Source organism: Streptomyces sp. NRRL S-87, assembly GCF_000719335.1.
Lineage (GTDB): Bacteria > Actinomycetota > Actinomycetes > Streptomycetales > Streptomycetaceae > Streptomyces.
Genome location: NZ_JOGB01000005.1, coordinates 217,061 through 231,563, shown reverse-complemented (window position 1 = coordinate 231,563; position 14,503 = coordinate 217,061). Strand labels below are relative to the sequence as shown.

At 71.3% G+C, this 14,503-nt stretch carries 9 protein-coding genes and 1 pseudogene; all 10 read left to right on the top strand.

All coding sequences use genetic code 11. The features are described 5' to 3' along the window. Nucleotides 1–103: 103 nt before the first annotated feature. Nucleotides 104–511 (top strand): annotated as a pseudogene (locus IF43_RS43665) (AMP-binding protein); the annotation flags it as partial. A 46-nt stretch (nt 512–557) separates the two neighbouring features. Beyond that, complete coding sequence (locus IF43_RS42375; protein WP_051794726.1) at nt 558–2,471, top strand: phosphopantetheine-binding protein; 1,914 nt, start codon at nt 558–560, stop codon at nt 2,469–2,471. Nucleotides 2,472–2,488: 17 nt separating this feature from the next. Continuing rightward, nucleotides 2,489–6,460, top strand: coding sequence for an amino acid adenylation domain-containing protein (locus IF43_RS36090; RefSeq protein WP_158939165.1), 3,972 nt, complete (start codon nt 2,489–2,491; stop codon nt 6,458–6,460). 26 nt (nt 6,461–6,486) lie between these two features. Further along, complete coding sequence (locus tag IF43_RS41445) at nt 6,487–6,714, top strand: MbtH family protein (protein ID WP_030194612.1); 228 nt, start codon at nt 6,487–6,489, stop codon at nt 6,712–6,714. Further along, on the top strand, nt 6,711–7,943 hold the full coding sequence (locus tag IF43_RS0105510; protein WP_037887401.1) for an MFS transporter: 1,233 nt from the start codon (nt 6,711–6,713) through the stop codon (nt 7,941–7,943). The genes IF43_RS41445 and IF43_RS0105510 overlap by 4 nt, the downstream gene beginning before the upstream one ends. 219 nt (nt 7,944–8,162) lie before the next feature. Further along, a complete protein-coding gene (locus IF43_RS0105505; protein WP_051794721.1) occupies nt 8,163–9,692 on the top strand; it encodes an amino acid adenylation domain-containing protein in 1,530 nt (509 codons plus the stop codon). Further along, on the top strand, nt 9,686–11,260 hold the full coding sequence (locus IF43_RS0105500) for a carbamoyltransferase C-terminal domain-containing protein (protein WP_030194599.1): 1,575 nt from the start codon (nt 9,686–9,688) through the stop codon (nt 11,258–11,260). Before IF43_RS0105505 ends, IF43_RS0105500 begins: the two co-directional genes overlap by 7 nt. A gap of 30 nt (nt 11,261–11,290) precedes the next feature. Continuing rightward, nucleotides 11,291–12,124 (top strand): hypothetical protein, encoded by an 834-nt coding sequence (locus IF43_RS0105495; RefSeq protein ID WP_030194597.1) that lies wholly within the window; start codon nt 11,291–11,293, stop codon nt 12,122–12,124. A 159-nt stretch (nt 12,125–12,283) separates the two neighbouring features. Further along, entirely contained in the window at nt 12,284–13,975 is a 1,692-nt protein-coding gene (locus IF43_RS0105490; protein ID WP_234331960.1) for a carbamoyltransferase N-terminal domain-containing protein, read from the top strand. An 83-nt stretch (nt 13,976–14,058) separates the two neighbouring features. Next, on the top strand, nt 14,059–14,478 hold the full coding sequence (panD, locus tag IF43_RS0105485) for an aspartate 1-decarboxylase (RefSeq protein WP_030194591.1): 420 nt from the start codon (nt 14,059–14,061) through the stop codon (nt 14,476–14,478). Nucleotides 14,479–14,503 lie beyond the last annotated feature (25 nt).

Sequence of the window (14,503 nt, the reverse complement as noted above, 5' to 3'; positions counted from 1 at the left end):
GACCACCGACACCCCCACCACGACCCGCGGCACGGACGCCGACCACCTCGTCCTGGACGCTCCGGAGACCGCGGCCGAGCTCACCGGCTACTCGGCCGCGCCCGTGACGGACACCGGACGCCCGTCCCCGGCCGCGGTGGCCCACCCCGCCTACGTGATCTACACCTCCGGCTCGACCGGCCGCCCCAAGGGCGTCGTCGTCACCCACGCGGGCCTGGCCAGCCTCGCCGTCCAGTACGTCCGGGCCCAGGCGGTGGACTCCGACAGCCGGGTGCTGCAGTTCGCCTCCCCCAGCTTCGACGCCCACGTCCCCGAGGTGGTCATGGCCCTGGCGGCGGGCGCGGCCCTCGTCATGGCCCCGGCCGACGAGCTCCTGCCCGGCCCCGAGCTGCAGCACCTCGTCGACGAGCAGCGCATCACCCACCTGGCGCTGCCGCCGGCGGTGCTGGCCGTCCTGCCCCCCGGCGGGCTCGCCGGGGTGCGCACACTGGTCGTCGCCGGCGAAGCGCTCCCCGGGGAACTGGTCCGGACCTGGTCGCCGGGGCGGACCATGATCAATGCGTACGGGCCCGGCCGAGCGGTTCGTGCCCGACCCCTTCGGACCGGCCGGATCGCGCATGTACCGCACGGGCGACCTCGTGCGGTGGAACGGCGACGGCGAACTGGAGTACGTCGGCCGGGCGGACCACCAGGTCAAGGTCCGCGGCTTCCGGATCGAGCTGGGCGAGATCGAGGCGGTGCTGACCGACCACGAGTCCGTCGAGCGCGCCGTCGTGGTGGTGCGCGAGGACCAGCCGGGCGACCGGCGGATCGTCGCCTACGTGACCCCCGCGGCCGACGACGCCCACGCGCCCGCGCAGTCCGACGCCCAGCGGGTCGCGGACTGGAAGTCGATCAACGAGCAGCTCTACGGCAGCGACGCGGCGGCCGAGGACGACTTCGCCGGATGGACGAGCAGCTACGACGGCACGAGGATCCCGCTCGAGCAGATGGAGGCGTGGCGCGCCGGGACCGTCGACCGCATCCTGGAGCTCCGTCCGAAGCGGGTGTTCGAGATCGGCGTCGGAAGCGGCCTGATCCTGTCGAAGGTGGCTCCGCACTGCGAGGCGTACTGGGGCGCCGACCTTTCGGCCGAGGCCGTCGGCAACCTGGGCAGGCGCGTCGCCGCACAGCCGGACATCGCCGGAAGGGTCCGGCTGCTCAACCGGCCCGCGGACGACTTCAACGGTATCCCCGAGGGGTTCTTCGACGTCATCGTCCTCAACTCGGTGATCCAGTACTTCCCGAGCGGTGACTACCTGGAGCGGGTCCTGCGCGGGGCGATCGAGCGCCTGGCCCCCGGGGGAAGCGTGTTCCTCGGTGACGTGCGCAACCTCCAGCTGTTCGAACCGTTCCACGCGGCCGTCTCCCTGCGCGGGATCGCCTCGGGTCCCGGCAGCCCCGAGCACGCCGCGGCCGCACGGCGCAGCATGGCGATGGAGCAGGAACTCCTGGTCGACCCCGACTTCTTCGCCGCGTTCGCCGGGGAGACGGGCGGCCTCTCCTCGTGCCGGGTCATGCTCAAGGAGCAGGACGCGAGGAACGAGCTCACGCTCTACCGGTACGACGTGGCGCTCCGCAAGGCCGACGGTCGGGCGCCGGCTCCGGGCACGGTCCACCGACTTGCGTGGGGCGTGGACGTGGACGGCCTGGCCGGGCTGGCCGACGTCATCGAGCGGGTCCGGCCGGGCGTCGTCCGCCTGGAGGGCCTGCCGAACGCGAGGCTCGAGGCGGATCTCCGGACGCTGCTCGCGTGCAAGGGCGGGGACGTGCCCGACCCGTGGTCCGGCACCGGCGCGATCGACCCGGCACAGGTGTGCGAACGCGCACGGGAGTGGGGTTACCGCGCCACCCTGACGTGGTCCGCGCGGTCCCCGTACTGCTTCGACGCGGTCCTCGCCCCGTACGGCTCCCCCCACGTCACGTCCACTGGCGCGGGGGCGGCGGAACGGTCCGGCACCGGAAGCTTCTTCAACACGCCGCACGCCGGCCGACCGGACGACCGCCGCACCGCGGCGCTCGTCCAGTACCTGACGGACGCACTGCCCGAGTACATGGTGCCGTCGGCGGTCGTCCTCGTGGACGCCTTCCCGCTGACCTCCAACGGGAAGCTCGACCGCACGGCGCTGCCGGCCCCGGGAGCGCGACGGGCGGTCTCCGGGCGGTCCGCCCGCACGCCCCAGGAGGAGGTGCTCTGCGGCCTGTTCGCGGAGGTCCTCGGGCTGGACCGGGTCGGGATCGACGACGGGTTCTTCGAGTTGGGCGGCCACTCGCTGCTCGCGACCCGCCTGGTCAGCAGGATCCGCGCGGTCCTCGGAGTGGAGATACCGCTCGCCGCCGTCTTCGACGCCCCGCGCGTGGCCGACATCGCGGAGCTGACGGGCGTCGCGAAGAAGGCCCGACCGGCACTGCGCCGCATGCCCCGGAAGTGAGGACATCCATGCACCCCTTGTCGTTCGCACAGCGCCGCCTGTGGTTCCTCGACCGACTGGACGGGCCGAACCCGGCCTACAACATCCCCGCGGCGTTCCGGCTGTCGGGCGAACTGGACACGGTCGCGTTGCGGGAGGCCCTCGGGGACGTCGTCTCGCGGCACGAATCGCTGCGGACCGTCTTCCCCGAGGTTGCCGGCGAGCCGTACCAGCGGATCCTGGAGGCCGACGCGGTCCGGGTGGCGCTCCACGTCGAGGACGTCGCGGAGGCGGAGCTCGAGGAGCGGGTGGGCCGGGCCGTACAGGAGACCTTCGATCTGGAGACGGACGTCCCGCTCCGCGCCTCCCTCTTCCTCGTGCGGCCGGACGAGTACGTGCTCGTCCTGGTGATGCACCACATCGCCTGCGACGGCTGGTCGATGGGACCGCTCGCGGAGGACCTCCTGACGGCGTACGAGGCGCGGCGCGCCGGTCTCGCACCCTCGTGGGACCCGCTGCCCGCGCAGTACGTGGACTACACGCTGTGGCAGTCGGACGTCCTGGGGGACGCCGACGACCCGGAGAGCACCTGCTCCCGGCAACTGGCGTACTGGACGCGGGCGCTCGACGGCGTGCCGGACGTACTGGAGCTGCCCACGGTGCGCCCGCGGCCGGCGGAGGCGAGCCACCGGGGTGATGCCGTGACCTTCCGGTGCGGGCCGGAACTGCACGGCAGGCTGACCGACCTGGCGCAGGAGACCGGGTCCACCCTGTTCATGGTGGTGCAGGCGGCCCTCGCCGGCCTGCTGACCCGGCTCGGGGCGGGAACGGACGTCCCGATCGGCTCGGCCGTCGCGGGCCGCACGGACGAGGCCCTCGACGACCTCGTCGGCTTCTTCGTCAACACCCTGGTGCTGCGCACCGACACCTCGGGGGATCCGAGCTTCCGCGAACTCCTGCGACGGGTGAAGGCCGTCGACCTGGCGGCGTACGCCCACCAGGACCTGCCCTTCGAGAAGCTCGTCGAGGCGCTGAACCCGAAGCGCTCCATGGCCCGCCACCCGCTGTTCCAGGTCATGCTGGCGTTCGACAACAACTCCCGGGCCGCCTGGAAACTCTCCGGAGTCCGGGTGACCGAGCTGCCGGTGCGGCTGGAGGCCGAGAAGTTCGACCTGAGCTTCAACATCAGCGATGCCGGGGGCGAGCTGACGGGACTGCTCAGCTACGCCACGGACCTGTTCGACCACCGGTCGGCGGAAGCGATCGCGGCGCGGCTGGTGCGTTTCCTCGAAGCGGTCGCCGCGGATCCCGAACTGCCGCTGGGGCGGGTCGACATCCTCTCGGCCGACGAGCGGAACCGGCTCCTGGTGGAGGCGAACGCCGCGGCGTGCGAGGTACCGGAGCGGTCCCTGGCCGAGCTGTTCGAGGAGCAGGCCGCCCGCACCCCGGACGCCGTCGCGGTGGTGTTCGAGGACCGGGAGGTCAGCTACGCGGAGCTGAACGCGCGGGCGAACCGGTTGGCCCACTACCTGATCGGGCGGGGCGTCGGGCCCGAGCAGCTGGTGGGGATGGCGGTCCCCCGGTCCGTGGAGATGGTGGTCGCCGCCCTCGGCATCGTGAAGGCCGGAGGGGCGTACCTCCCGATCGACACGGACTACCCGGCGGACCGCATCGACTTCATCCTCCGCGACGCGCGGCCGCACCTGGTCCTCGCCGGCGGAGGCGGCCATGCCTCCACCGTCGCCGGTGGGACGACCGGGGTGGCCCGGATCGACATCGACTCCCCCGCGTTCGCCGCGCTGCTGGAGGGACTCCCGTCCGCGAACCCCGCGCGGGGCCACGACGCGCACGTCGCCTGCCGACTGCACCCCGTCTACGCGATCTACACCTCCGGGTCGACCGGGAAGCCCAAGGGCGTCCTGACCCCGAACGGCTCGCTCGTCAGCTCCCTCCGCGCCATGCAGCGCGAGCTCGGCCTGGGGCCCGACGACCGGTTCCTCGCGGTATCCAGCGTCTCCTTCGACACCTCGGCCCTGGAGATGTACCTGCCCCTGCTCACGGGCGCCGCGATGGTCATCGCCACCCGGGCCGACGCGAAGGACCCGGCGGGTCTGGCGTCGCTCGTCGACAGGGCGCGCGTCACCTTCGTCCAGGGGACGCCCCCGTGGTGGCAGTCGCTCGTGGACGCCGGAGTCCGCTGGAAGCACGGTGTCCGGGCGCTGGTCGGCGGAGAGGCCCTCTCCGACCTCCTCGGCCGCCAGCTCCGCGACATGAACGAGTCCGTCCTGAACGTCTACGGACCGACCGAGACGACCATCTGGACGACGACGGGCCGGGTGTCCGACGGGTCGCACGTGCCGCCGATCGGCCGGCCCATCCCGAACGCGCGGGTCTACGTCCTCGACACCGGCCTGCAGCCCGTGCCGGCCGGTGTCGTGGGCGAGGTGTACATCGCGGGCGCCGGGGTCGCCCGCGGGTACGTGAACGGTTCGCGGGCCACGGCCGAGCGGTTCGTCGCGGATCCGTTCGGGCCGGCCGGCTCGCGGATGTACCGCTCCGGGGACCTGGCGCGCTGGAGCCACGACGGCCGGCTGGAGTTCGCCGGCCGGATCGACCACCAGGTCAAGGTGCGGGGGTTCCGGATCGAGCTCGGTGAGATCGAGGCGGTGCTGACCGGCCACGAGTCCGTCGCGCGTGCGGTGGTGGTGGTGCGTGAGGACCGGCCCGGGGACAAGCGCATCGTCGCGTACGTGACCCCCGCCGACGGGACGGCCGCCGTCGACGGCCGCCTGCTGCGCACGTACTGCAGCCGGGCCGTGCCGGAGTACATGGTCCCGGCCGCGGTCGTCGTGCTCGACGCGTTCCCGCTCACGCCGAACGGCAAGGTGGACCGCACGGCGCTGCCCCGTCCGGCCCGGCGGCACGACCGGACGGGTGGCGGGCCGCGGAACGCGCGGGAGGAGGTGCTGTGCCGGCTGTTCGCCGACGTGCTCGGACTGGAGTCGGTCGGCGTCGACGACGACTTCTTCGATCTCGGTGGCCACTCGCTGCTGGCCATCAGGCTGATGTCCCGGGCCCGTGCGGACCTCGGGGTCGACTGGGGCATTCGGGAACTGTTCCAGCACCCGACGGCCGGCGGACTGGCGGCTCTGGTCCCGGCGGGCGGGTCCCGGGACGCACCGGATCCGACGGAACGTCGAGCGGGCCACCTGGACACGCTGCTCGCCCTGCGCACCCAGGGCGAGCTGACCCCGGTCTTCTGCGTCGCCCCGGCGATGGGACTCGGCTGGTCGTTCAGCAACCTGCTGCCGCGCCTGCCGGGACGTCCGGTGTACACGCTGCAGGACCCCGCGCTCACCGACGGGAACCCGCTGGTGCGGAGCGTCGAGGACATCGCCGCCCAGTACCTCCGGTGCATCCGGGCCGTCCAGCCGCACGGGCCCTATCTGCTGCTGGGCCGCTCCTTCGGCGGGCTCGTCGCCTTCGAGATGGCGGCGCAGCTCGAGCGGGAGGGTGAGCCGGTGGGACTCCTCGGCCTGCTCGACGCGCTCCAGATCGCGCCCGACGGCGAGCCGGACCCCGGGCGGGCCGAGGCCATCGAGCAGGAGTCGCTGCGCGTGCTGTGGCGCGAGGGCCGGCCCGGTGAACCGTATCCGACCTCCGGCGCGCTCGACCGCGGGCCGACGGTCGCCGCCGTGTACGGCGCCGACGGCCCGATGCACGGGTTGAGCGAGCGGACGCTCGACCGCCTGGTCGACGTGTGCGCCAACAGCATCGAGCTGTCCGTCACCTTCCGCCCCAAGGAGTACCGGGGCCGGCTCCACTTCTTCGCGGCCGTCGCCGACCCGAACAGCCTGCCCGCGGCCGCGAAGAAGGCGATGTGGCAGCGCTTCGCGCCCGACGTCGTCCTGCACGAACTGGACTGCGGGCACAGCCACGTGCTGCGGCCCGGCCCTGCCGCCGCCATCGCCGACGAGCTCTCCCGCGTGCTCGCCGAGCTCGGACTCTGACCCTTCCCCATCCACAGGAGGACACCATGACCAATCCGTTCGAGAACCCGGACGGCCAGTACCTCGCCCTGGTCAACGACGAGGGGCAGTACTCGCTCTGGCCCTCGTTCGCCCCGGTGCCGGACGGGTGGTCGACCGCCCTGGGACCGGCACCCCGCGAGGAGTGCCTCGCCTTCATCGACGCGACGTGGACCGACATGAGGCCCGCCAGCCTCGTGCGCGCGACGGCCGGGGAAACGAGTTCGGCACATTGAAGCGCGTCGTCAGGGAATCCTTTTCCGGTCTTCCCCGGGAGTTCTGGTGGCTGTGGACCGCCACGCTCATCAACAGCCTCGGCGGATTCGTAGGGATCTTTCTTGCGCTCTACCTCACGACTGGCCTAGGCTATTCTGCGAGCTTCACGGGATTCGTCGGGTCGCTTTACGGCGGCGGGGCTGTTGTGGCCGCAATTCTCGGCGGATTCCTGACCGACCGGATCGGGCGTACGCGCACCATCTTGACCGCTCAGGTGACGACCGGTCTTTCCACTCTGGCACTGGGGTTCGCCGACAGCGCCGCGGTGATCGCCGTCATGGCGTTCGTGGTGGGCGTGGCGGGCGCGGCGGCACGGCCGGCGATCGGTGCGACGATCGCGGACCTGACGGAAGGCCCCGAGCGGCAGAAGGCCTTCTCCCTGAACTACTGGGCGGGCAACCTGGGATTCGGCGCTTCCGCGGCGATCGTGGGCATGGTGGCCGAGCACGGGTTCCGTCCGCTCTTCGTCGTCGAGGCCACGGCCACGTTCGTCTGCGGGATCCTCGTGTACGCGAGGGTCCCGGAGACGGGCGCGCAGCGGATCCGTGGGCACGTGCGGGATTCCCGTTTCCTCGCCGGATACGCCTCGGTGTGCAAGGACCTGACCTTCATGGGGATCGTGGGAATGACGTTCCTCATGGCCCTGCTGTTCCAACAGGCCGCGACCGCCCTGCCGATCACCATGGGCATCAGGGGCTTCTCGAGTGCCGATTACGGAATGGTCATCAGCCTGAACGGGTTCATGATCGTCCTGCTGCAGGTCCTCCTCTCGAGGGCGGTGAAGTCGGTGAGTCCGAGGCGGGTCCTCGCCGCCTCGGCACTGCTCTGCGGATACGGGCTCGCCCTCGTCGTCTGCGCGGGTTCACTGCCCTTCTACTTCCTGGCGGTGGCCGTCTGGACGCTGGGTGAGATGACGTTCGCGCCGGTGATCATGAATCTCGTCTCGCACCTCTCGCCGGCCGCGGCGCGGGGGCGGTACCAGGGGACGTACCAGCTCGCCTTCTCCGGCGCCGCGCTCGTGGCGCCGTTGTCCGGCGGATACGTGATCGACCACTTCGGGGTCGACACCGTATGGATCACGTGCGGAGCGATCGGCACCGTGGCCGCGGTCGGATACGCGCTGCTGGGACGGGCGGCCGAGGAACGGTCGAGCGACACCGCCGATCTCACCGCCGCAGCGACGCACTGACCCACTGGCGCACTGCCCGCTGCGCGCTGCGCGCCGAAGGCGCACCGACCACGGGCGCACGAACCACTTCACCGCCCTGGGCGACTCCTCGCCGGACGGCGCTGGCCGATGCCCCGAGCCAGCTGAAAGACCAGAACGATGACCGGTATCCGGTAGACGTAAGAAGGCGGAATTGCGCAACAACGAGCGTTTTGATGTCCCCGCGGAACGGGGACCGGCATGACGACACAGTGCCTGCACGAGACCTTCGAGGAGCGGGCCGCCGCCGCCCCCGGGGCGCTGGCGGTGGTGTCCGAGGACGTGGAGCTGACCTACGGCGAACTGGACGCGCGTGCGGACCGGATGGCGCAGGTCCTGGTGGACGCGGGGGTGCGTCGGGGTTCCCTGGTGGGGATCCACCTGGAGCGCGGCGCGCAGATGGTCGTCGCCATCCTCGCCACGCTGAAGGCCGGCGCGGGCTACGCGATGCTGGACCCCGAGTTCCCGGTGCACCGGCTGCGGGACATGGTCGAGGACGTGGCGCCCGCCGTCGTGATCGCCGACAGCGAGGCCGACGTGGACCGGCTGGGCACCCCGGCGGCCTTCGTGCGCATGGCCGCCGGGGACGCCGACCGGCCCCTGCCCCGGGGAGCCGCGGGCGCCGGAGCCGAGGACGTCGCCTGCGTCATCTTCACGTCCGGGTCCACCGGTCGGCCCAAGGGCGTCGCCGCGCCGCACAGGACGGTGGTCGGCACCGTGCTGGGGCAGAGCTACACGCGGTTCGGCCCCGACACGGTCTGGCTGCAGTGCGCGCCCGTCTCCTGGGACGCCTTCGCCCTGGAGCTCTGGGGTCCGCTGCTGACCGGCGGTACCTGCGTGTTCCATCCCGGGCGGCCCAACCCCCTCGTGATGGAACGCCTGGTGGCCGACCACGGCATCACGACGATGAACCTCCCGACCGTCCTCTTCCACGTGATCATGGACGAGTACCCGGAGGCGCTCGAGGGTCTCAGCGACCTCCTCGTCGGCGGTGAGGCGCTCTCCCCCGAGCACGCCGCCCGCGTGGTCCGTGACTTCCCGGACCTGCGCTTCGTCAACGGATACGGACCCGTCGAGTGCATGGTCTTCGTGACCACGCACCTCGTCACCGCGCAGAGCGCGGCGCGCACGGCGGTGCCGATCGGCCGCAGCCTGGTCGGCAAGGAGGTCTACGTACTCGACGAGGAGCTGCGTCCGGTGGCCGACGGGGAGGTCGGCGAGTTGTACGCCGCCGGGGCCGGGGTGGCCCACGGCTACCTCCGCCGGCCCGCGTTGACCGCGGAGCGGTTCGTGGCCGATCCGTTCGCGGCGCCCGGCGGGCGCATGTACCGCACCGGCGACTTCGTGCGCTGGCACGAGGACGGGCCGCTGGAATTCATCGGTCGCGTGGACGGACTGGTGAAGGTCCGCGGTATCCGCATCGACCTCGGCGAGGTGGAATCCGTACTGGAGACGCACCCCGCGGTCAAGCGGGCCGTGGTCGTGGCCACCGGCGAAAGGCCTGAGAACCGCCGGCTCGTCGCCTATCTGACGCTCCGCCCGGAGCAGGGCGCCGAAACGGCGAAGTCCGCCCTGCGCGCCCATGCGGCGGAGAAAATGCCCGACTTCATGGTCCCCTACCGGTTCGTCGTCCTGGACGCGTTCCCCGTTACGCACAACGGAAAAATCGATCGCAAGGCTCTGCCCGCGCTTGGGGCGGAGAGCTCTCTCGGAGGTATGAAGAAATGCTGATTCTGGGTTTCAAGGAAGGCCATGACGGCGCGGTCGCCGCGATCGAGGACGGCAAGCTCCTGTTCTCGCTGGAGGCCGAGAAGGACTCGTTCCCCCGGTACGACCGGCTGACGGCCGATGTCCTGCTCCGGGCGGCGGAGAAGCTCGGTCGGATCCCCGACGCGCTGGCGGTCGGCGGCTGGGTGAAGGGCACGTTCTCCCACGAACCCCAGACCCGCACCGGCTACTTCGGGGTCGGCCCCGGCTCGGTCACCGACGAGGTGGGCACGTTCTTCGGCCAGGACGTGAAGGTCTTCTCCTCCACCCACGAGCGGTCGCACATCATGACCGCGCTGGGCCTGTCGCACTTCCCGGCCGGGCAGCCCTTCTACTGCCTCGTGTGGGAGGGCAACATCGGGTCGTTCTACCTGATCGACGAGCGCGGCGAGGTCACCCACCTCCGCCACGTCCTGTCGGACCCGGGCAACAAGTACGCCTACCTCTTCGCGCTGGCCGACCCGAAGTTCACGGCGAACAAGGGCGTGCTCCGGCTCCAGGACGCGGGCAAGCAGATGGCCCTGACGGGCTTCGCGCAGCCCGGCTCCCTGACCAAGGACGAGAAGAAGCTCATCGACTTCCTCCTGGAACAGGACCGGATCATCACGACCCTGGGGAAGGACGAGCTGACCTGGAGCCCCTTCCACAACATCGGAGTGGACTCGCAGGAGTACCGCAACCTGGCCCTGAAGATGTCGGACGCGATCTTCGACCGCTTCTACCAGTACGCGAAGGCGGAGCTCACCGAGGGGTACCCGCTGCTGATCTCGGGCGGTTGCGCCCTCAACTGCGAGTGGAACCGCCGCTGGCGCGAGTGCGGCCTCTTCCCCGAGGTGTTCGTGCCGCCGTGCCCGAACGACAGCGGCTCGGCCCTCGGTACGGCCATCGACGCCCAGCTGCACTACACGGGCTCGGCCACGGTGTCCTGGGACGTCTACGCCGGTGAGGAGTTCGTCGAGGACGCCGCGTTCGCCCCCGAGGACTACGACGTCAAGCCGCTGGACTTCGCCGAGGTGGCAGCGTTCCTGGCGGCCGGCAACATCATCGGATGGGCCCAGGGCCGGTGGGAGATGGGCCCGCGCGCGCTCGGCAACCGGTCGATCCTGGCCGCGCCGTTCTCCGAGGAGACGACCACCCGGCTCAACCGGATCAAGCAGCGGGAGGGCTACCGGCCCATCGCCCCGATCTGCCTGGAGTCCGAGGCCGCGAACTGGTTCAGCGGCTCGATCCCGGACCCCCACATGCTCTACTTCAGCCAGGTGAACTCCGAGTCCCTGAAGGCCGTCACCCACGTCGACGGCACCGCGCGCACCCAGACGGTGACGCCGGAGCAGAACCCCCAGATGGCACGACTGCTGACGGCCTTCCGCGACATCACCGGCTACAGCGTCCTGTGCAACACCTCGCTCAACTACTCCGGCCGCGGCTTCATCAACCGGACCAGCGACCTGGTCGAGTACGGCGAGGAGCACGGCCTGGACGGTTACGTCGTGGGCAACACGTTCGCCGTGCGCCGCAGCCCGCGGGTCTGATGCAGCAGCCGTAGAGAAAGCGATCTCGTCATGCAGCAAAACTTTGAACTCACGGGCGTCCGGACGGACCCGGACTTCTTCCGCTTCGAGGAGCGGACCGCGTTCGACCCCGAGCTGGTGATGGACGTCCTGCAGGGGCGGCGGCTGGGCGTCGTCTTCCGCGACGTGATACCCGAGGACGCGCGGAAGGAGTCGGTGGCCAGGTTCTGGAACAGCGCCGGACTGCTGCGCCGCGACGGGGAGCCCTCGTACCACATCGGCTCCTACCACTGGAACAAGTCGACCGACGAATACCTCGAGGACTCCGCCAAGACGGCCGATGCCGTGCGCGACGTGCTCGACGTCCCCGGCTCCCCCTGGCACGCGTTCCGGTCGGCGATGGCGGCGGAGCTCGCCCGGCACGGCGCGGAGATCCGCGTCGCCGAGCACGAGGGCGAGCAGGCCTGCGCCGCGCTGATCCGCGCATGGGACAAGGAGGGCAGCTTCGCCCTCGACCCCCATGAGGACGAAGCGCAGTGCAAGGACCCGCGGCAGGCCGGCTTCGAGATCCAGCGGGCGGCCGACCACGAGATCTGCGCCGTCAACATGTGCGTCGAGCAGGGTGTGGGTGGCCGCCTGGTCGTCTGGAACGTCCGCCCCGACGACGACAGCCGGCGGGCCCTGGGGATCGAGCACACGGGGTTCTCCTACCCGCCGGACTCCCTCGACGGGTTCGACGCCCTGCACCTCGACGTCCGCAGCGGGGACGTCTACGTGTTCAACGGGCGCCACGTGCACGCCGTCGACGCCTGCGAGGGCAACCGGACGAACGTGTCCTTCCTCATGGGATTCGTCGACGAGCGCACCGTCGTCAGCTGGACGTGAGCGCCTGAGGGCGAGGCCGAGGGCCGTCCCGCACCTGCCTCCCCCGCGCCGGGGAGCCGGATGCGCGGTGCGGGACGCCCCTCGGCCAGGGAACGACTTCCCCGTGCCGGCAGCGCGGGACCAAGCAACTGGAGGAACACAGAAGTGATCGTCTGCGGTTTGAAGCTGACCCATGACGGAGCCGTCGCACTCGTCGACGGCGACGAGCTGATCTTCAGCGTCGAGATGGAGAAGTTGGACAACTCGGCCCGCTACAGCCAGATCGACGACCTGTCGGTGGTGGTCCGTCTGCTGGGTGACTTCGGCTACCGGGTCCAGGACGTGGACCGGTGGGTCATCGACGGCTGGGACGGTGCCAAGGCGGGCCACGTCAGCCTGCTCGACCACGGGACCCCCGTCGAACTGGACCTGGCGCCCTACCGCGAGACCGAGGAAGTACCGGACGTCTTCACGCCGGGCCTGTCCGGCACCTTCCCCCTGGCCGGTGAGCCCCTGCCCTTCACCAGCCACGTGCACATCGCCGGGCACATCTCGAGCGCGTACTGCACCAGCCCGTTCGCCGAGCGGAACGAGCCGTCGCTCGTCCTCGTCTGGGACGGCGGGCTCTTCCCCCGCCTGTACTCGGTCGACCCCGAGACGGGCGTCGAGAACGGCGGTGAACTCTTCCCGCTGATCGGCCACACGTACGCCACGGCCGCCCACCACTTCGGCCCGTTCCGCCGGACCGACGAGTCGAGCACCGTCGACGACCTGTCGGTCGCGGGCAAGCTGATGGCCTACATCGCGCTCGGCACCCCGCAGCCCCAGGTGATCGAGGTGCTGCGGACGTGCCTGCACGAGCACTTCGAGGCCGACGACGAGAACACGGCCGTCTTCCGCGCCGAGGTCGGCGGCTTCGGCAGCAACGCGGAGCCGTCCCTGAAGTACGTGCACGCCTTCTTCCGCGACGTCCGCGACCGCATCCCCCGGGACGTGTCCGACGCGGACGTCCTCGCCAGCGTGCACCAGTTCCTCGAGGACGTGCTGATCGAGCGCCTGGCCGCCAAGGTGCGGTCCTGGAAGGGCGAGGGCCCCTGGAACCTGTGCTTCGTCGGGGGCTGCGCCCTCAACATCAAGTGGAACAGCGCCCTGCGCCGCATGGACCTCTTCCGCGACGTGTGGGTCCCGCCCTTCCCGAACGACTCCGGTTCGGCCATCGGAGCGGCGGCCCTCGGCATGATCGACGCCGCGGGCATCGGACCGATCCGGTGGAACCCCCGCCTGGGACCCGCCCTCGCCCCCGCGCCGCCGGCGCCCGAGGGCTGGCAGGTGCGCCCGTGCAGCCCGCAGGAGCTCGCCGAGGTCCTCCACACCACGGGGCTCCCCGTGGTCGTCCTCGACGGCCGGGCCGAACTGGGCCCCCGCGCCCTCGGCGGCCGCAGCATCCTCGCCGCACCCGTGCAGCAGTCCGCCAAGGACGTGCTGAACGAGGTCAAGGGGCGCGAGGGCTACCGCCCCGTCGCTCCCATCTGCCTCGAAGAGCACGCACCGGAGATCTTCTCCCCGGGCAGCCCGGACCCCCACATGCTCTTCGACCACGTCGTGCGCCCCGACTGGCGCGACCGCATCCCCGCGGTCCTGCACCTGGACGACACCGCCCGCCTGCAGACCGTCGGCCCGGACGACGACCCCACGCTGCGCGCGGTCCTGACCGCCTACCACCGCCTGAGCGGCGTCCCGGTGCTCTGCAACACCAGCGCGAACTTCAACGGGACCGGATTCTTCCCCGATGTCGCGTCGGCCCTCGCCTGGGGCAGGGTCGACCGGGTGTGGAGCGACGGCACCCTCTACACGCGGGACAGCAGCGCCTGAGCCCCTCGCCCGCCGCACGGCCGGCAACCGCCCCCGACCTGCCCGGAGCCCGGCAGGGAGCCGAAGAACCCCAGGAGTTCCCGATGATGCGCACCATGTTCAAGTCCAAGATCCACCGCGCCACCGTGACCCAGGCCGACCTGCACTACGTGGGTTCGGTGACCGTCGACGCGGACCTGCTCGACGCGGCCGACCTGCTGCCGGGCGAGTTGGTCCACATCGTCGACATCACCAACGGCGCCCGTCTGGAGACGTACGTCATCGAGGGCGAGCGCGGGTCCGGGGTGATCGGGATCAACGGGGCCGCCGCCCATCTGGTCCACCCCGGGGACCTCGTGATCCTCATCAGCTACGCCCAGGTCACCGACGACGAGGCGCGGACGCTGGAGCCGAAGGTGGTCCACGTGGACGGCGGCAACCGCATCGTCGCCCTGGGGGCGGACCCGTCCGAGCCGGTGCCCGGTTCGGACCAGGAGCGCAGCCCGCAGGCGGTCGGGGCCTGAGCGGCCCCCGGTCCCCCGGGAAGAG